Below are 19,183 nucleotides of genomic sequence, written 5' to 3' on the forward strand. Positions count from 1 at the left end.
CACCATGCAGTCAGCCGAACCGGTTCTTGCCATTCAGGGCCTCAAGACAATCTTCCGCATTCGCGGCGGCGATGTCACGGCCGTCAACGACGTCGACCTGACGGTGGGCGCAGGAGAGACCGTGGCTCTGGTAGGAGAATCCGGTTCGGGCAAATCCGTGACCAGTCTTTCCGTCATGCGCCTTCTCACCCGCAACATCGGATCGATCGCAGCGGGAAGCATCCGGCTGCGCCGCAAGGATGGTTCCGGGCACGACCTCGTTACGCTGACCGACGAGGAAATGCGCGACATTCGCGGCGACGACATCGGCATGGTCTTCCAGGAGCCGATGTCCAGCCTCAATCCCGTCTACACGATTGGCGACCAGATCGCCGAGCCAATTCGCATTCATCGCGGCGCAACCCGAAAAGCCGCAATGGCTACTGCCGTTTCGCTCTTGGAAAGCGTCGGGATCCCCGATGCCAAACGGCGCGCCGGCCAGTATCCGCACGAGCTGTCCGGCGGCATGCGCCAGCGTGCGACGATCGCCATGGCACTTGCCTGCGATCCGACATTGCTGATTGCGGATGAACCGACGACCGCACTCGATGTGACGATCCAGGCGCAGATCCTCGATCTGCTGCTGAAGCTCCAGCGCGAGCGCGGCATGGCCATCCTTTTCGTCACGCACAATCTCGGCGTCGTGGCCCAGATCGCCCATCGCGTCGCCGTCATGTACACCGGCCGCATCGTCGAGGAAGGGCCGGTCGGCGAGGTCTTCAGCAATCCGAAGCATCCTTACACAAAGGGCCTCCTTGCCTCGATGCCCCGGCTTGGCGACGCGACACGGATGAAACAAGCCGGCGAAAAGCTCGCCGCCATTCCGGGCGTCGTTCCAAGCCTCGTCAACATGCCCTCGGGCTGCACCTTTGCGCCGCGCTGTCAATTTGCGATCGAGGCGTGTCGCAAGGCGGTGCCGGCGCTTGAACCCGTTGGACCGCTTCATAAGAGCCGATGCATTCGCTGGCGGGAGATCTAGATGACCGAACCTCTGCTTTCCGTCCGCGATCTGTCCAAACACTACGCATCCCATGGCACGCGGCTGACCATTTTGAAGGATATTTCCTTCGACATCGGCAAGGGCGAAGTCGTGGGGCTGGTCGGCGAATCCGGAAGCGGCAAAACGACGATCGGCCGCTCGGTGCTGCGCCTGGTCGAGCCGTCCGCCGGCAACGTCCGTTTCGACGGCGTCGAACTGACCGGCCTTTCACCGTCGGCGATGCGCCGCATGCGCCCGCGCATGCAGTATATCTTTCAGGACCCGTTCGCCAGTCTCTCGCCGCGCATGACCATCGGCGAAATCCTGACGGAGGGATTGAAAATCCAGCGCATCGGAACCCGCGCGGAGCGGATGGAGCGCGCCCGCATCGCGCTCGAGCAGGTCGACCTGCCCGCCGAGGCGATCAATCGCTATGCCCACGAGTTTTCAGGCGGGCAGCGCCAGCGCATTGGCATTGCGCGCGCACTGACACTGACCCCGGAGCTGATCGTCGCCGACGAGCCGGTGTCGGCGCTCGATGTCTCCATCCAGGCGCAGGTCATAAACCTGCTGCGCGATCTGCAGCAGCAGCTGGGGCTGACCATGCTGTTCATCTCGCATGACCTTGCGGTCGTAGAGTATATTTGCGATCGGGTGATCGTCCTCTATCTCGGTCGGATCATGGAAATCGCTGCGAGCGGCGATCTCTACGCCCGGCCGCAGCATCCCTATACGCGCGCGCTTCTCTCGGCCATTCCCTCGACCGACGTCGGCGCCAAGCGCGAGCGGCAGGTGCTGAAGGGCGAAATCCCGAGCCCCGCCAACCCTCCGAGCGGCTGCGTTTTTCGCACCCGCTGTCCGCACGCGATCGAGGCCTGCGGCCAGGCCGCACCGGAACTGCGGGAAGTCGCGCCGGGACACTTCAAGGCCTGCATTCGCGATGACATACCATTGGGAGCCATGCCTTGACGACGCAAAGACGGCATTCGATCGCCGGCAATTGGGCGAGCCTTCTGTTGCCCATCATGGAGAACGACGAGATCGACTTTTCTGCACTCGGCGAAGAGATCGACATCCTTGTAGAAGCCGGCGTCGACGGCATCTATTCCAACGGCACGGCTGGTGAGTTCCATAATCAGACCGAAGCCGAGTTCGACAGGATCCAGGCAACGCTTGCCGAGCGTTGCGCAGGGACCGGCATACCCTTCGTGATCGGCGCGTGTCAGCCGGACCCGCGGATCGCGCTCTCCCGGATCATACGCGCGGTGGCCCTGAAGCCTCTGGCGATCCAGGTCATTCTGCCGGATTGGTGGCCGGTAGCCGATCTGGAGGCGATCGATTTCCTGAAGCGCGCGGCGGACTGCGCCGAGGGCATCCCCCTGATCCTCTACAATCCGCCACATGCAAAGCGGGTTCTCACGCCCCGAGACCTGGCCGCCATCTGCGGCCCCTCCCCTTGCGTTGTCGGCATTAAGCTCGCCGACGGCGATGCGGATTGGTATGCGGCGGCGCGCGAACACCTCTCGGCGCTCGCGCTTTTCGTCCCCGGCCATCATCTTGCGACCGGCATGAAACACGCCGGTGCCGCCGGCGCGTTTTCCAATGTGGCCTGCCTCAGTCCGCGCGGCGCCCAATGGTGGACCGACCTCATGGCAAAAGATATCGACGCCGCTCTGGCTATCGAGAAACGGATTTGCGCGTTCATGGACAGCCACATCGTTCCATTTCGCCAGACCCAGGGCTATTCGAATGCGGCGCTCGACAAGTTGCTTTGTGCGATCGGTGGGTGGGGCCCGGTTGGAACGAAACTCCGTTGGCCATACCGTTCCATTGAAAAAGCCGAAGCCGAGCGGCTGAGTAAGATCGCACGCGCGGAACTGCATGAACTCTTCCAATGAGCGCACTGCTCAGCCCTTGGCCCCCTGAACGTCTGGCGAAAGGCACCCATTTGTCTGACTGAGGAGCGCAATCGGATCAATCGTGCGTGGGAATATGCGAGTCGACCCCGGTCGTCTCGATCTTGTTCCGGACATGCCGCACGCCGTCGACCGCAAGGGCAGCGAGTTCGACCTTCCGTGCCATTCCGATCGTTTCGACTTCTCCTTCGAGGGTCACGGTATGGCCGTCTGCATGAACGTCGATACTATCGACATCAACATCAGGGATGTTCTCGAGATTCTCCGTCACCTTCGCTTCCAGCTCGTCGCTGTCGTCGCGATCGATCATCCCCGGGCGCAGTGAGTCCTTAAGAGGGTTCTCGTTGCCGTTCTCGTCCACACCGTCCACCCGCAAGCCGCTGTTGTTGTCTCGGCCGGGGTCACCTGAAGCTTCGCCATAGGCGCGATTTGCCGGAGCGGGCCGCTTTGGCTCCTTGTCGGCATAAGGCCAGCCTTCATCGATATTGCGCTCTTCGAAATCGCGATAGTCTCCTTCACGCGACAGTTCTTTATCGTTCCTGGGCATGATGATCTCCATGGGTTGCGCTGTCTTGGAGAAACTCATCGGTCCCGAAATGGTTCAGGAGCTTGTGTCGTACTCAATGCTACCGTGGAGATAGGACGGATCGCTACCGCTGCCGCTCTGACATTAACTTTGGGTTAACCATAATCGTCGTTTACCATGGGTAGCGGCCTCAAGGGTCGTTGATTCGGAAGTCCACCGCGAAATCTGCGCATGGATGTGAGGAAAGACGATTGCGGCGACCCGAAACGTTCAGTTTACTGAAGGCGTCATGCTTGGCATTGCTTGCCGGGCTCCTCGTTGGATGTCAGTCGTCGGGAAACGTCAGGTCCCCAAACATTTCCGAGACGGTGCCCGCCGAGACGGCGCTGGCCTTGCCTCCGCCTGGCGGCCCCTCGATCGTCAGCGTCGTCGAGCACAAGCGTGGCAACGGCACCGAGCAGATGATTTCGCTCTACACGTCGTCATCCGTGCCAGGCCAGAATTTTCTCAAGGTACAGTTCCTCGGCGCGTCGGGAGCCAATCCCGGTACTGGAAACGCCTCGTATAAAATGATCAGCGAAAACGGGATAATCCGCGAGGCTTTTGTGGCCGTTCCCGGCGTGCAAATGACGCGGTCCACGACCTATCTACAAAACAGCTATGGACCGTTCGGCTATGCCTCGGGCGAGAGCGGTTCGGGCGATACCTGTATTTATGGCTGGCAGCAGATCCGCTCGAGCAGATCCGCTCATACGCAAGCGCGTAACTTCGGAATGATCCAGGTGCGGTTGCGCCTCTGCGATGCGCGGGCAACCGAAAGGCAGTTGCTTGGAATCATGTACGGCTACACGATCGTCGGGATGCTGGACGGAGAAATCTGGAATCCATTTGGATCTCCGCAGGGTATTGATCCGACGCTCGGGCGCCCTGGCAATCCGATCTATCCGGACCAAGGCGGTTACAGGAACATGCCGATGGCCTTTGGCTATGAACCGGCCCGCCCGGAAATCCAATCGCGTGTCGTTCGCGTACGCAGCGTTCAGCCGAAAGCTGAGGAGGCGCCTGCCCAGTTACCGCTGCCGACAGGTCCTCGCGTGCCGTTGCCGGACGCCTCGAGCGATTTGCCACAGCCAGGCATGTCAGCAGTGCCTTCGAACGAACAGACGCAACCGAGATCCGCGACGGCGAGCGGCCTAACGGTGCCGTCGCCAGACTGTATAGGGGATTCGGCCATGACGGCCGTGTGCCGAAGATAGACGTGGGAAGGCTGCGGTGTTCCCAAGCACCCGGCCTGCATTGTCAAAGGGATCTTGATGCATAAAGCCCGGAGCATCATTACGTGGGCCTTCGTTTCTCTATGTGTGATCGCGCTGATCACATTGCCAGTGAACCTGCAGACCCAGCTGATTGCGAGCATTGTCGTCGTCGCCGTAATGGCGATCATCAAGGGGCTGAAGGCTGAAGGCACCTGGAGGCTGATCGCGCTTGCCTTCGGCACCTCAATTGTTCTTCGCTATGTCTACTGGCGCACGACCAGCACGCTGCCGCCGATCAATCAGCCAGAAAACTTCATCCCCGGTCTGCTGCTCTACCTCGCGGAAATGTACAGCGTGGCGATGCTGGCGCTCAGCCTGTTCATCGTCGCCACCCCCCTGCCGCCGCGCCCTTCGCGGGCGAGCAAGGAAGAACGCTTTCCCCACGTCGACGTGTTCGTCCCCTCCTACAACGAGGACTCGCACCTCCTCGCCAATACGCTGGCCGCCGCGAAGGCCATGGATTATCCCGCTGAGAGGCTGCATGTCTGGCTGCTGGACGATGGCGGCACATTGCAGAAGCGCAATTCCAACAAGCTTCTCGAAGCCCAGGCGGCAGCGGCGCGTCACAACGAGCTCAAGAAGCTCTGCGAGGATCTCGGCGTACGCTACCTCACGCGCGACCGAAACGAGCATGCCAAAGCAGGCAACCTCAACAATGGAATGAAGCATTCGAGCGGCGAGCTGATTGCCGTATTCGATGCGGACCACGCGCCGGCACGCGATTTCCTGCTCGAGACCGTCGGCTATTTCGACGACGATCCGAAGCTGTTCCTTGTCCAGACACCGCATTTCTTCATCAACCCGGATCCCCTGGAACGAAATCTTCGAACCTTCGAGAGAATGCCGAGCGAGAACGAGATGTTCTACGGCATCATCCAGCGCGGTCTCGATAAATGGAACGCAGCATTCTTCTGCGGCTCAGCTGCCGTCCTCAGCCGAAGGGCACTGGAATCCCAGGGCGGATTCAGCGGTATCAGCATCACGGAGGACTGCGAAACCGCCCTTGCGCTGCATGGCAGCGGATGGAACAGCATCTATGTGGACAAGCCCCTGATCGCCGGGCTGCAGCCGGCGACCTTTGCAAGCTTCATCGGCCAGCGCAGCCGATGGGCACAGGGAATGATGCAAATTCTGCGCTTCCGCTTCCCCTTGTTGAAGCGGGGCCTGACACTGCCGCAACGCCTTTGCTACATGTCGTCGACGCTCTTCTGGCTCTTCCCGTTTCCGCGCACGATCTTTCTGTTCGCGCCGCTTTTCTACCTCTTCTTCGATCTGGAGATCTTCACCGCATCGGGCGGCGAGTTCCTTGCCTATACGCTGGCATACATGCTTGTGAACCTGATGATGCAGAACTACCTCTACGGTTCCTTCCGCTGGCCGTGGATCTCGGAACTCTACGAGTATGTTCAGACGGTTCACCTGCTCCCGGCAGTGGTTTCGGTCATGCTCAATCCGCGAAAGCCAACGTTCAAGGTTACGGCGAAGGACGAGTCGATCGCGGTCAGCCGTCTTTCGGAAATCAGCCGACCGTTCTTCGTCATCTTTGCCGTACAACTGATTGCTCTGGTGGTGACGATCTTTCGTATCTACGCCGAGCCGTATAAGGCCGACGTGACCTTGGTGGTCGGCGGCTGGAACATCATCAACCTGATCATGGCCGGCTGCGCCCTAGGCGTCGTTTCCGAACGTGGCGAGCGGGCTGCGTCCCGTCGCGTGCGTGTAAACCGGCGTTGTGAATTCGGGGTCAACGGCAAGTGGCACACGGCATCCATCGAGGACGTCTCGGTGCACGGTGCCCGGCTGCATGTGTTCAACAAGCAGCTGGATCCGATGGTGATTGGCGCCGAGGGCGAGATACGCTTCCAGCCTCACAGCGGCGCAAGCATCGAAACGCTGCCGCTTATCGTCCGCAATATCCAGCCTTCAGGCGAGATTCTGGCTGTTGGCTGCCAATATAGTCCGAAGAACGCCCTCGACCACCGCCTGATCGCCGACCTGATGTTTGCGAATTCCGATCAGTGGACGCAGTTCCAGCAGGCGCGCCGCCACAACCCAGGTCTCATTCGCGGAACGATCTGGTTTCTCGGCCTGTCGCTCTATCAGACAAGCCGCGGCCTCGTGTACCTTTTCCGCAGCATGCGGCCCGAACGCGAGCGGCAGAGCCAGGTCGCGAAGGCAGGCTACCGATGAAAAAGATCACATCGATCTTGGCGTTTCTCCTCGCGGCTTCAGTAGTTGCCTATGCGCAAACGCCGCCTTTCGACATGTCGGGTGAACGTGAGCAGGGCAGTGCGCCGATGGTGCCGAGACTGACGTTCCCGGCGACGCCTGCACCGGCAGAGGCGCCGCCGCGGTCTGCATCGCCTGCACCGACACCGGTGGCGCCCATGCCTGCCGCGCCCACCCCTTTCTCCATGGCACCCGCTTCACCATCAGCCTCGGCAACGCCACCATCGCAACCGCAGGCGCCGGCCGACGTTGCTCGACCGCAGCCTTCGCCACCAGTCGTCCCGGCGCAGGCGCAACGCCCTGCGCAACCGCCCATCCAGCGAGCTGGTCAAAGCTCGGTTCAAAGGTACATCATCCCTTTCGCCAAGTTCGGCCTGGATGGCGAGTATGATCGCAGGTCGTGGTCGATCTACATCACGCCAGAGCAGGCTGCCGCGCCAGCGAAGTTCAACTTCTCCTATCAAAATGCCGTCGTCGTTGCCCCGGAGGCGTCGCAACTAACGGTTCTTCTGAACAACAGGATCGTCGGTCAACAACCGATCGCCTCGTCGGACGCGCCATCGAACGTCTCCTTCGACGTGCCCTCGGGACTGCTACAACCGGGCGCGAATCTTCTGACATTTGAAGCCACCCAACGCCATCGCACCGACTGCACTGTTCAATCGACGTATGAGCTTTGGACGGACATCGACCCGGCAAAGACCTATCTGAGCTTTAGTGGGCAAGAGGCCGCGAAGTTTTCCAGTACTGACGCCATCCGCGCGACCGGTGTAGACGAAACCGGCAAGACGCAGTTCAATTTCGTCGTACCGGCGCTCGAGCAGCCGGGCACGACAAAGCCTCTCTTACGCCTTGCCCAGGGCCTCGCGGTTCTAAGCGGCATGCCGAATGAAACCTTTTCATTCACGCCTGACACGTTGCCGCAAACGGGTGCGGGTCGCATGACTGTCGTCGTTGGAACGCCGGCCGAGCTGCAATCAGTCATCGCGACGCCGCCGGCCGCGCAAGCAGCGCCGCTGGCCTCGTTCGTGACGGACCCGAAGTCTGGGGCACCCGTTCTTTTGATCAGCGGCCCGTCCTGGCCAGCAATCTCGTCCGCTATCGACACGATCGTTTCGACAACGGATCGCCCAGCGACGGCCGTTCGCGACACGCTGGTAACCCAGCGTTGGAGCGCGCCGGATGCGCCGCTCGTTCTCTCCGCCGCGAACCTGACGTTTGCGCAGCTGGGCGTGCCGACAACGGAGTTTTCAGGACGACGCTTCCGTACCAGTTTCAATATCGCCGTGCCGTCCGATTTCTATGCGAACGCCTATGGCGAAGCCACAGTACTACTCGACGCAGCCTATACGCAGAATGTCCTGCCCGGCAGCCATATCGACATCTATGTCAACGGCAACATCGCATCGACGGTGCCCATTTCGTCAACAGGGGGGGGCATCTTCCGGCACTTGCCCATTCGCGTGACGATGCGGCATTTCAAGCCGGGTTTGAACACGCTGTCGCTTGAAGCCATCCTGATGACGAAAGAGGACGAGGTCTGCGTGCCTGGCACGACGGCCGGCGCAGCACCGCGCTTTGCGCTCTTCGACACCAGCGAGCTTCACATTCCCGACTTTGCCCGGATCGGGCAACGGCCGAACCTCGCCGGCCTATCTGGAACCGGCTATCCCTATAACCGCGCGACGCAGCCAACGCCCCTCTTCATCGACCGGATTGATAGCGATACACTGTCGGCGACCGCTACGCTGCTCGGACAAATGGCGATCGTTGCCGGCCGCCCGATCGACGTTGAGCCGGCAGCGACGCCGGGCGCCATCGGCGAGCGAGACGCCATTTTCATTGGATCGATCTCGCAGATGCCGCCGGCAGTGCTGACGCAGCTGAACATAGCGGCGAGCAGTCAGGCCTCTTGGCGGCCCCCCGCCGCGGCCCAATCGAACCAGACCGAACCTTCCGTGACCTTTGACGATTGGCGCTCGAAAGTTAGCGGCGGAGTATGGCGCGGGCAGATCACCTCATTTCAGGAGTGGCTTCGCCGCAACTTCGACATTTCGCTGAGTTCGCTGCAGTTCGTGCCCGGGTCGGAAGAAGCCTTCACGCCCTCGAACGACGACAGCTTCCTGATCGCTCAGGGCAAAAGCGCCGCAGGGGGATCGTCCTGGACCATCGTCACGGCTCCTTCCGCCGAGGACCTGCGTGAGGGCGCCGAGGCAGTTGCCGCACAGGTCAACTGGCCGCAGGTCGCCGGTCATATCACCACTTATTCCAGCAAGACCGGCAAGGTCGAAAGCGTCCCGGTCGGTCGCTTCGATTTCGTGGCCTCTCAGCCGTGGTCAATCTCAAATTATCGTCTGATCGCTGCGAACTGGTTGTCTACGAACATACTGTCCTACGCCTTCCTTCTGGTCGTCCTTTCGCTTCTGATCGGCGTTGCCACGGCAAGCATGCTTTCCAGGCTGGGCAGGCGCGAATGAAGAGACTGTTGAAACTGATCTGCGCCGCAAGCTTCGCGGTTGCCGCCGCCTGCCAGTCCGCGCAGGCGCAAGGTCCGGGGATCAACCCGCAGGCATGGGGCGCCTATAAGGCGAAGTTCCTGGATGCCAGCGGCCGCATCGTCGATGATGCAAACGCCAATATCAGCCACAGCGAGGGCCAAGGGTATGGTCTGCTGCTTGCCTACCTTGCCGACAGCCCCGCAGACTTCGAGCAGATATGGTATTTCACGCGCACCGAACTGCTGCTGCGCGACGATGGCCTGGCGGCCTGGAAATGGGATCCGGCCGTTACGCCGCATGTCACCGATATCAACAACGCGTCGGACGGCGATCTGTTGATTGCCTATGCGCTGGCCCTTGCGGGGTCTGCCTGGAACAGAAGCGACTATATCGAGGCGGCCGCGAAGATGGCCCAGGCGCTTCTTTCGCATGTCGTGGTCAGTTCAGGCGGACACACGCTACTGCTGCCGGGCGTCAGCGGTTTTGATTCCTCCGATCGCAAGGACGGCCCCATCGTCAATCCCTCCTACTGGGTCTACGAGGCGATCCCGATCATGGCGCTGCTGGCGCCGTCTAACGTTTGGCAGAAACTGTCGGATGACGGCCTGTCGCTGTTGCGGTCGATGCAATTCGGCCCACGAAAGCTGCCCGCCGATTGGGTGAGCCTCGATCACATGCCGGAACCCGCCAAGGGCTTCGACGCGGAATTCGGATACAACAGCCTGCGCATACCGCTCTACCTTGTTCGCGCGGGAGTTTCGGACAAGGCTCTGCTGTCAAGATTACGCCAGGGAATGACCGCCGAGGACGGCACTCCGGCGACGATCAACCTCGCGTCCGGCAAGCCAAAGACGCTGCTGTCGGACCCGGGTTATCGAATTGTTAACGATGTCGTGGCCTGTGTGACAGACGGAACGAAGCTGCCTGAGTCGTCGCAGCAGTTTGAGCCATCGCTCTATTATCCATCGACCCTTCATCTTCTTGGGTTGGCATTTGTCGGGGAGAAGCATCCGGAGTGTCTGTGAGATCCTCATCCGTTGCAATTGTTGTCGCGGTGGCGGTGGCCGGTCTGGTGACGGCCCTGAAGGATCGTGCGGCACTTCAGGAGATGTTGGGCTTCGGCGGATCGGGTCACGCGCCCGCGCCACAATTCATGCTCATGGGTCGTGTCACGGGGCCGGAGATCGGCCCCAAGCCTCAGATCGACGTGCAGGCGATTGCAGATCGGCTGCAGGCCGCAACGACGGTCCCGCCGCTGCCTCAGGAGAGCGAGACTGCCGGTGACGAGGCCGAAAAATCCGTAACGGTCGCGCAGGCACCGCAAGGGCAGCCTGCTGCTGGTCAGCCAGCAAAGCCGGCTCAGCCGAAAGTCGACGAGAGTGCGTTGCGCTATTTCGCCAGCCGTGGTGACAAGGCGCGACTGCAGGCCGAGATCGCGCGCCTCCAGGCGCTCTACCCGAACTGGGTGCCACCCGCCGACCCTCTGGCCGTTCCGCAGAGCGGTGACAGGCAACTGGAACAGATGTGGCAACTGTATTCGGAGGGACGCTACGCGGAGCTTCGCAAGGCTATTGCCGATCGACAGGTCTCCGAATCGGGATGGCAGCCGCCGCCCGACTTGCTTGACCGACTGGATGTCGCGGAAGCCCGTGCACGCCTCGTCAATGCATCCGACCTGAAGCAATACGCAACCGTCGTCCAGATCGGCGCCAACACGCCGAGCCTTTTGACATGCAGCGACATCGATGTGCTCTGGCGGGTTGCCGAAGCCTTCGCGAGGACGGATCGCGCGCCCCGCGCCCGGGATGCCTATATGTATATCCTCAAGAACTGCACGAATCCGCAGGAGCGCCTGGCGACCATTCAGAAAGCGTCTGCTTTGCTGTCCTACGCAACGATGCAGGATCTCCTGGGGCTCGAACGCCCCGATGGCAACGGCGGTCGCGAGTTCGACAGCATCCGCAATGACCTTGCCCGCCGCTTCGTCGCGGCTGGCAACGATGACCCCGATCTCGTTGTGGCGCCGGCTTACCTCTCGATTGTTCAACGACTTGCCGAAACCGAGGGCCTGGCATCCGACAGCCTTATTCTCGGCTGGTACCAGCTTCGCCGGGAGAACTATGCGGATGCCGAGAAATGGTTCCGGGCAGCCCATGACAAGGAAGACACGGCAATTGCTTCCCAGGGTCTGGCGCTGACGTTGATCGCGGAAAAAAAGCCCCAGGAGGCGGAGGACATCATGTACAAATGGCGTGGCGCCTCCAAGGATGCGACCGCGACCTATCTCGCGGCGACGGCAAACCTGATGGCTCTGCAGCCACCCGCCGATCTCAGCGAAGAGGTGCTTTCACGCATCGCGGCAGAAATCATTGCCCAGAAATATGTGCCGACAGCACAGCAATTCGGCTGGTTCGCCCGCAGTCTCAACCAACCGCAAACGGCAGCGCGCTGGTTCGAAACGGCGTTGCGCTGGAAACCGGATGACGAGCCGTCCGCCTACGGGTTGGCCATCACGCGTCAGCAGTTGCGCGACCGGGCGGGTGTGGCCGAGATCCAACGGCTGTGGGCGGGAAAATCCGAGCGCATCGCCCAGTTTGGCGAGACAACCAACCGGCAAACGACGCAACCTCCCCTGCCCGCTCCCGGGCAGACGGCGCCGCAAGGCGCAGCCGCCTCGCCCCCTGAGATCGTTAGGGCACCTGGTCTCGATGAGGCCGCGAACCCGCCAGCCAGCGTTGAGGTCTCGCGCCAGCCTGCGATGCAAACGGTGACGGTTCGCCGCAGCGCGCGGCAGTTGCGCGGATGCACTACCACGCTCAATGCGCAATTGCTCCATCCTGAAGCGGCACTGTCGCGTGGGTGGTGCCTGATGGACATCGATCGCCCGATGGAGGCGGTAAAGGCGTTCGAGGCGGCGCTGCTCAGTCCAAACCGCAAAACGCGCGAAGATGCGGCCTATGGCCAGAGCCTCGCCTACCTGCGGGCCGGCCTATCCAACAATGCCGCCGTTGCAGCCACAAGGGCGCCGCAGACACAACAGCGCGCGGCGGAACTGCAGATTGCGATCTTGGCCGACAGGGCCTTGGCCGCCTTCGACGCCAAGCGTTATCGCGAGGCCTTGATATATCTCGATCAGCGCGCCCAGCTGCGCCAGGAGCCGATCGATTTGTTGGTGCTTCGGGGATATGCCTACTTGAACATGAAGATGTACGGCGACGCGGAACGGATATTCACGGCCGCCGCGGCGACCGGCAGCAAGGACGCGAACCGTGGTCTAGCCGATCTGAAGGCATCGACGCATCCCGACACCGTCGATTGAAATTGGCGTGAACAGTGCCACTTAGCGTGCGCCGGAGGCAACCACGGCCGTTACCAGCGTTGCCTCAGAACTCCGCCGGAGCGGATGCGCCGCTTCATTCCTTCAAGTCCCGATGCAACGCCCGCCCCCGCCGAAAGTCCCGCAATCTCTCCTAGGAAGAAGGCGTTTCATGCTCGTAGAGCTGATCCATGCTTAGTGTTGCGACCTTGGCAAAAGAGGTCTGATTCCTGACGCTGCCGTCATGAAGTATGACGACTTCGTCGCAGAACGAAATGGTGCTGCGGTGATGGCTGATGACGATTGTCGTGCGACGGCCGGCCCTTGATTTCAAGGTTTCGACGATCGCAGCTTCCGACAATCCGTCCAGGGCGTTCGTGGCCTCGTCCAAGATGAGAATTTCCGGATCTCGCACGAGCGCCCTTGCTAGCGCGATCCTCTGTCGCTGACCTGCCGAGACGGTGGCTCCCCTGTAACCGACCACGGTCTCATACCCGTCAGGCAGTTTCTCGATGAACTCGTGCGCCTCAGCAAGCTTGGCGGCGTTTTCAGCGTCGGCAAACGAAGCGTCGTGACCATAGGTGATGTTTTCCAGGATTGTACCATCAATCAGCTCAAGGTCCTGGCTGGCGAGCGCAATTTGTCTTCGCCATTGGAGAGGATCGATTTGATTGAGTGAGATGCCATCGATCAGAATCCCTCCCTCGTCGGGCTCCACAAATCGACAAAGGAGATTGACGATCGTGGTCTTTCCAGCGCCCGATCGTCCGATGATTGCTGTCGATCGACCTTGGCGAATGTCGAAGCTCGCGGCGCGCAGCACGGCCGGTCGCGAGCCCGAGCCCGGATATTTGAACGTTACGCAGTCAAAGCCAATCTGCTGGCGGAGCCCCTGGACCGGGTCGTCGCCCGCCGGTGGCTTTGGCTTATCAGACGAATCCAAGAGCCATCTGACCTCTTCCAAAGAACCACTCCAGCCTTGCACCGCGCTCCACGCCATTTGAAGCGCACGCACATGCGGTTGCAGCCGATATAGCAGGACCACGAAAGCGACGATAATCGGAAAACTCACGCCCCAAAGCCAGGCGCTGACGACGACCGTTAAAAAAACAGCTGAATGCAGCATCTCTGTCAATGGCGGCAATATCGCTTGTCGGGATTGCAGAACGAAACTCGCTTTTCGAACGGCATCTGAAGAGGAATCGAAGAGTGCCTTTTCGCGCAGTTCCTGTCCGAATGCGCGGATGAGCCGCCCCGCATGTACGAGATGAAGCATCTTCGAGGCAAGTTCACTGTTGAATGACGTGACGTTGCGGCTCGGCCCTTTCAGGCTGGCAGAGAGGATTGCATGAATAGCCTGGATTACAACGAGCCCCAGCGCGACGCACAGGGTCATCTGCCATGAAAGAAGCAAGAGGAAGATGAGCAAGATGACGGCGGCTGATGCGTTTACGATCGCCGCAAGGGTTGTCTGTATTGCGTCCGAAGCCCGCCAGGATTCGTTGGAGATGATATTGAGCAGGCGCCCCGGGCTCTGCTGCAGAAAAAATGAGTATCCAATCGTCAAAAGCTGGCCGGCAAGAGAACTTCGCATGGCGTGGCCGGCTCTGCCGTAGATGAAATTGGTGAGCACGGCGTTGGCGAACGCCAGCACATTCTTCACTGTGATCAATCCGAGGATTGCGGCAGCGATCGCAATAAGCCTTGCCCGATCATCCAAACCGGCGCCCACCTGTTGGAAGACGGCTGAAAGCCCAGCCATCCCCGAGGGATCCTTCTCGCCGCCGATAATGCCGAGCATCGGAATAATGAGACCGATGCCCGTGCCTTCGAGGACGGCGGTGCTTAATCCTAAGACGACGACAATCGCAAGCAGGTAGATCTGCCGGCCGAGCGCCTGACGCAATAGCCGAAAACTCGACCAAACGAATTCTAGCATGGCTGTCGTGACCTCAGCTGGTGGCAGGCTCTGGCGCGGGGGAATACGCCCACTATGCGAGCCCTTGAAGCGACTGTACGGTTTTAGCGGGCACCGATTGATAGTAGCGCGCCATGAGATCCAGTCGCCGGGTCGCGCCGCCTGAAAAGCGGCACAACCACGGCGCATAAGCAGCGGACCGAAGTCCGTACCGTTCTCGACGCCGGATGAGCTGCCACTTTCCAGTCAGCGTTAAAAACGCGTGCGTGAGCTCCGGTCGCTGCTCGTCAATAATAAGTTGATAGAGGAAATAGAAGAAGCACAAGCTTCCGTGCGCGTAGCTGGAACGCGTCGGACCCACCCGCTCCGCGATTTTCCGTTCGATCGCGAGGAGGCAATTTGCAGCACGGCGTACCGTGTCGGGCGTAACCGCTGCCCCGATGGCATGAAGCGCATCGGGATCGTCGCAAAGAGATTGTCGTTCGAGGTTCTCCGCGACGATCTTCAGGTGCGTTTGACGCATCTGCTGCTTGTGTCTGCTTGAGACGCTGTCGCGGTGAATACGATAGGCAACGAGGCTCTCATCGATCATCGCCGCAGGAAACTGCCGGGCAATGCGCCCGAAGAGATCAAAATCCTCGGCATGGACATAGCCTGCGTCATACACCAGCATGTCTTCAGGGATGACCTTGCGGTTGTACATCACGGTCGAGTGCAAGAAGATGGTAAAGAACGTCGACAGTATGTGCCAATCTCCGGTCTGATAGATCGGATTTGGCCTGCCGCGTACCACGCGGTTGCCGAGAAGCTGATCAATGCCCGTACCACTGATCGCGAGCTGAGGCTGCTTGGCAAAGAGTGCGGCCTGGCGCGAAAAGCGGGATGGATAGGAAATATCGTCTGCGTCCATTCGGGCGATAAGGTCCCCTCTCGCCAAGGCGATGCCCTCGTTCAACGTCGCAATCAGTCCGCGGTTCTCCCGCGAGACGATGCGGATACGATCGTCGGCTTTTCGACACCGTTGAAGGACCTCCAGCGAACGATCGGTCGAGCCGTCGTCAAGCGCAATGACTTCAAAGCGGTCGTAGTCCTGGCGCAGAATGCTTTCGAGCGCGGCGGCAATGTAAGGCTCGCCATTGTAAACAGGCAGCACGACCGAGATCAGAGGATCAGGCATCTATTAAGTCCCATGTTCATCGCGGTTGGCATAGCTTGGGCGGTACGCTGAAACCTCGTATGCTCGTACGTCGGGTTCACTCGCCCTGTTCGACGACGGAATGTGAGCCTGGCTTCTGGAGCGGACATAGGGGAAGTGGCGTTTGAGCTGGTTGAGCGGCTTTTCGAAGATCGTCCAGGAGATCGAAGCCAGCATCAGTGTGGCCGCGGTCGCAATCACAAAACGACCGGGACCCTGTTCCGAAACATTGACCGGGATCCAGGCCTGAGCCTTGACGATCAGCGAAAGCACAATCGGATGGAAAAGGTAAACGCCGTAACTTATGCGTCCGACCGCGGTGATCGGCGGGAGTTCCAGCAGGCGGCCGAGCGGTCCTCGTAGGCCCGACGAACAGCCTCCGACCAGCATGACGAGGGGTATGATGGGAAAAATCTCCGCACCGATCCACGTCAGCCATTCAAGCGCTGGTGTCATCGGCACTGGTTTCAGCCATAGGAAAATGACGGCGCCGGCGGTCAGGGGAGCAACGCTTACCCGCATCCAGCGGGGCCAAACCTCAGTCCTGCTTCGATGGACGGCGAGGAGGGCGCCAGCTACGAGCGCATCCAACGACGCCGGAGGAAGAAGGTCACGCGCGAGGGCGGGTGTGCCTGTGAACGGCCAGTAGAAGCGATACGCTAGCGAGAATGCGATGACCGCGACGCAAATCGGTCCAATGAAGCGGCGGGGAGCCAGCAGGATCACCAACGGCCAGGCAATATATAGCGCGACGATCAGGATGAGACGCGAGCGACAATCTGGATGAGATTCTTATGTCGCGGTTGGAGCGAAGTTATCATGTTGATTGTCGCTGGCAAGAGTTTCATCGTGTTCTGATTGCCGCTCCGCGACAAGCTGGGAAGAGCTTTTGATTGTCGCGAATGAGGCGGGTCTGCCGCGCTGGCGTTTGGCTTCCATGGCCGAACGCCGCCGGTAGCTTTCGACATTCATCTCGAAGATTGTTGCGTGATGGACAAGTCGGTCCACCGCGGCAAGCGTCATGGCCGGGTCTGGAAAGACGCGGTTCCATTCTCCGAAGGGCTGATTGGCGGTGATCATGATGGAACGCCGCTCATATCTTGCGGAGATGAGTTCGAAGAGCACGCTCGTTTCGGCCTGGTCCTTGGTGACGTAGGCCAGGTCGTCGAGGATGAGAAGATCGAACTTGTCGAGCTTTGCGATGGCGGCTTCGAGCTGAAGCTCCCTCCGCGCGACCTGAAGCTTCTGGACGAGATCGGTCGTGCGGGTGAAGAGCACGCGCCAGCCGTTCTCGATTAGCGCGAGGCCGACGGCTGCGGCGAGATGGCTCTTTCCGCCGCCGGGCGGACCGAACATCAGGATATTGGCGCCTTTGGCGAGCCAGCTATCGCCGGCTGCAATCGCCATGACCTGGGCCTTGGAGACCATGGGAACAGCGTCGAAGGCGAAGCTGTCGAGCGTCTTTCCGGGTGGCAGGTGGGCCTCGGCGAGGTGTCTTTCGATCCTGCGATGGGCGCGTTCGGCCAATTCATGCTCGGCGATGGCCGAGAGGAAACGGGCAGCAGGCCATCCTTCCCGATCGGCCTGCTCGGCAAATTGGTGCCAGAACGTCTTGATCGTCGGCAGCCTCAGTTCGTTGAGCATGATGCCGAGGCGGGCTTCATCGACTGTGTGGATGTTGCTCTTCATGCGACCTCTCCCGCATAGGCCGTGCCGATCAGGGCTTCATAACCATTGAGCGACGCGAGTTGCACATGAACGATCGGCAACTGATCCGGGTCCGGGCTGAAGACCGCTCTCAAAGCCGCCAGATCAGGCAGTTTGTGGGCGTCGAGCGTTTTGGCAAGCTCCTCGGCCAGTTCACGCTCGCAACTGCGATCGTGAGCCAAGGCAAGCAGTTCCACGGTGATCTTGCAAGCCTGCCGCTCGGGCAGTTGCTCGATGAGCGCGTCGAAAGTCCTGCGATATTCCGGCCTGGGGAAGAGCTTGTCGCGATAGACGAGCCCCAAAAGCGCCATCGGCTTTTTGCGCAGGGAATGAATGACGTGATGATAGTTGACGACTTGATCGTGCTTGCCACTCGCGTGGGCGCGGCCTCGGGGTAATGTCAGCAGATGCGTGCCGCCGATGAAGACGTCGAGGCGATCGTCGAACAGACGCACCCGCAGCCGGTGGCCAATCAGACGGGAAGGCACGGTGTAGAAGACCTTGCGCAAGGCGAAGCCGCCGGTGCTCGATACGGTGACGATGACCTCTTCGAAGTCGGTGGTGCGACGATCGGGAAGAGCTTGCAGATGCGTGCGCTCGGCATCGATGCGCTTGCCATGTGCGGCATTGCGGCGGCTGACGATCTCATCGATGAAGGCGCGATAGGATCCGAGGTCGCCAAAGTCCCTGGTTCCGCGCATCAGCAGAGCATCGCGGATCGCATTCTTGAGATGGCCGTGGGAACTTTCGATCGAGCCGTTCTCGTGCGCGACGCCCTTGTTGTTGCGCGTCGGCGTCATGCGATAATGGGCGCACAGTTCGTCGTAGCGATGCGTCAGATCGACCTTGGCGTCGGCATCGAGGTTGCGGAAGGCGGCCGATAAGCTGTCGCTGCGATGATAGAGCGGCGAACCGCCAACCGACCACAGGGCGTTCTGCAGCCCCTCGGCCAGAGCGACGAAGCTCTCTCCACCCAGGATGACATGGGCATGCTCGAAGCCCGACCAGACCAGCCGGAAGTGATAAAGCAGATGATCGAGCGATTGGCCGGCGATCGTCACGCCGAGGCTGCCCATGTCGGTAAAATCCGACAGTCCTAACCGACCGGGTTCGTGCATCTGACGGAAGATCACTTCCTGCTCCTGACCGTGAACAGCCCGCCATGATCGGATACGACGCTCAATCGTACGGCGAACACCTTCTGACAGCTCTGGATGACGCCGCAGCATCTCGTTGTAAACGGCGACCGCTCGGATGCCGGGCGCGGCCTTGAGGAGCGGAACAACCTCGGCGTCGAAGATGTGCTCAAGGGGATCGGGGCGACGCCGGTCGCGCGGCGGCTTGGTCTGCGATGGAAGACGCGCATCCTTCTCGATGCGGTAAGCCGTCGCCCGGCTGATCGACGCCTTGGCGGCAGCGACCTCAATGGGGTTGTTTTGTCGGTACTTCATAAAAAGCCTCGTCTGATGATCGGTTACATGGCGACCCGGCACAAAGGTGATTCTCCATTCTCAGAAAATCACCGACGCTACCGGGCCAACCGC

At 60.6% G+C, this 19,183-nt stretch carries 13 protein-coding genes and 1 pseudogene; 8 read left to right on the top strand and 6 right to left on the bottom strand.

Features of this window, described 5'->3' with window-relative positions:
- The first annotated feature begins 4 nt into the window (after nucleotides 1-4).
- From WGT02_RS17725 to WGT02_RS17735, 3 genes are read left to right on the top strand one after another with little or no spacing between them, the layout of a single operon-like run.
- Nucleotides 5-1,018, top strand: a complete 1,014-nt coding sequence (locus WGT02_RS17725) for an ABC transporter ATP-binding protein (protein ID WP_029710167.1) — start codon at nucleotides 5-7, stop codon at nucleotides 1,016-1,018.
- Nucleotides 1,019-1,987: an ABC transporter ATP-binding protein gene (locus WGT02_RS17730; protein ID WP_024316124.1), complete on the top strand. Its 969-nt coding sequence runs from the start codon at nucleotides 1,019-1,021 to the stop codon at nucleotides 1,985-1,987.
- Nucleotides 1,988-2,043: 56 nt separating this feature from the next.
- Nucleotides 2,044-2,916 carry a dihydrodipicolinate synthase family protein gene (locus WGT02_RS17735; protein WP_231052293.1) on the top strand — a complete coding sequence of 291 codons (873 nt, stop codon included), beginning with the start codon at nucleotides 2,044-2,046 and terminating at the stop codon, nucleotides 2,914-2,916.
- A gap of 76 nt (nucleotides 2,917-2,992) precedes the next feature.
- Here the strand turns inward: WGT02_RS17735 and WGT02_RS17740 are convergent, their stop codons facing one another.
- Nucleotides 2,993-3,481, bottom strand: coding sequence for a BON domain-containing protein (locus WGT02_RS17740; RefSeq protein ID WP_024316126.1), 489 nt, complete (start codon nucleotides 3,479-3,481; stop codon nucleotides 2,993-2,995).
- 347 nt (nucleotides 3,482-3,828) lie between these two features.
- Here WGT02_RS17740 and bcsN point away from each other — a divergent pair, with 347 nt between their 5' ends.
- The 5 genes from bcsN to WGT02_RS17765 are packed head-to-tail and all read left to right on the top strand — an operon-like array spanning nucleotide 3,829 to nucleotide 12,822.
- A complete protein-coding gene (bcsN, locus tag WGT02_RS17745) occupies nucleotides 3,829-4,716 on the top strand; it encodes a cellulose biosynthesis protein BcsN (RefSeq protein WP_037070019.1) in 888 nt (295 codons plus the stop codon).
- A gap of 57 nt (nucleotides 4,717-4,773) precedes the next feature.
- Nucleotides 4,774-6,966, top strand: coding sequence for a UDP-forming cellulose synthase catalytic subunit (gene bcsA, locus WGT02_RS17750; protein WP_024316128.1), 2,193 nt, complete (start codon nucleotides 4,774-4,776; stop codon nucleotides 6,964-6,966).
- Nucleotides 6,963-9,482 carry a cellulose biosynthesis cyclic di-GMP-binding regulatory protein BcsB gene (locus WGT02_RS17755; protein ID WP_208249785.1) on the top strand — a complete coding sequence of 840 codons (2,520 nt, stop codon included), beginning with the start codon at nucleotides 6,963-6,965 and terminating at the stop codon, nucleotides 9,480-9,482. Before bcsA ends, WGT02_RS17755 begins: the two co-directional genes overlap by 4 nt.
- On the top strand, nucleotides 9,479-10,528 hold the full coding sequence (locus WGT02_RS17760; RefSeq protein WP_208249776.1) for a glycosyl hydrolase family 8: 1,050 nt from the start codon (nucleotides 9,479-9,481) through the stop codon (nucleotides 10,526-10,528). Before WGT02_RS17755 ends, WGT02_RS17760 begins: the two co-directional genes overlap by 4 nt.
- Entirely contained in the window at nucleotides 10,525-12,822 is a 2,298-nt protein-coding gene (locus WGT02_RS17765) for a cellulose synthase (RefSeq protein WP_208249775.1), read from the top strand. The genes WGT02_RS17760 and WGT02_RS17765 overlap by 4 nt, the downstream gene beginning before the upstream one ends.
- A gap of 151 nt (nucleotides 12,823-12,973) precedes the next feature.
- On the opposite strand, the gene WGT02_RS17770 is transcribed toward WGT02_RS17765, so the two are convergent.
- From WGT02_RS17770 to istA, 5 genes and pseudogenes are all read right to left on the bottom strand, one after another.
- Nucleotides 12,974-14,758, bottom strand: coding sequence for an ABC transporter ATP-binding protein (locus WGT02_RS17770; protein ID WP_037070024.1), 1,785 nt, complete (start codon nucleotides 14,756-14,758; stop codon nucleotides 12,974-12,976).
- Between the two features lie 52 nt (nucleotides 14,759-14,810).
- Entirely contained in the window at nucleotides 14,811-15,914 is a 1,104-nt protein-coding gene (locus WGT02_RS17775) for a glycosyltransferase family A protein (RefSeq protein WP_208249774.1), read from the bottom strand.
- 3 nt (nucleotides 15,915-15,917) lie between these two features.
- Nucleotides 15,918-16,676: pseudogene (locus WGT02_RS17780) on the bottom strand (acyltransferase family protein); the annotation flags it as partial.
- A 48-nt stretch (nucleotides 16,677-16,724) separates the two neighbouring features.
- On the bottom strand, nucleotides 16,725-17,621 hold the full coding sequence (gene istB, locus WGT02_RS17785) for an IS21-like element helper ATPase IstB (RefSeq protein ID WP_208245168.1): 897 nt from the start codon (nucleotides 17,619-17,621) through the stop codon (nucleotides 16,725-16,727).
- Nucleotides 17,618-19,090 (bottom strand): IS21 family transposase, encoded by a 1,473-nt coding sequence (gene istA, locus WGT02_RS17790; protein WP_208245170.1) that lies wholly within the window; start codon nucleotides 19,088-19,090, stop codon nucleotides 17,618-17,620. The genes istB and istA overlap by 4 nt, the downstream gene beginning before the upstream one ends.
- Nucleotides 19,091-19,183 lie beyond the last annotated feature (93 nt).

The organism is Rhizobium sp. T1470 (assembly GCF_042140505.1).
Taxonomy (GTDB): Bacteria; Pseudomonadota; Alphaproteobacteria; order Rhizobiales; family Rhizobiaceae; genus Rhizobium; species Rhizobium favelukesii.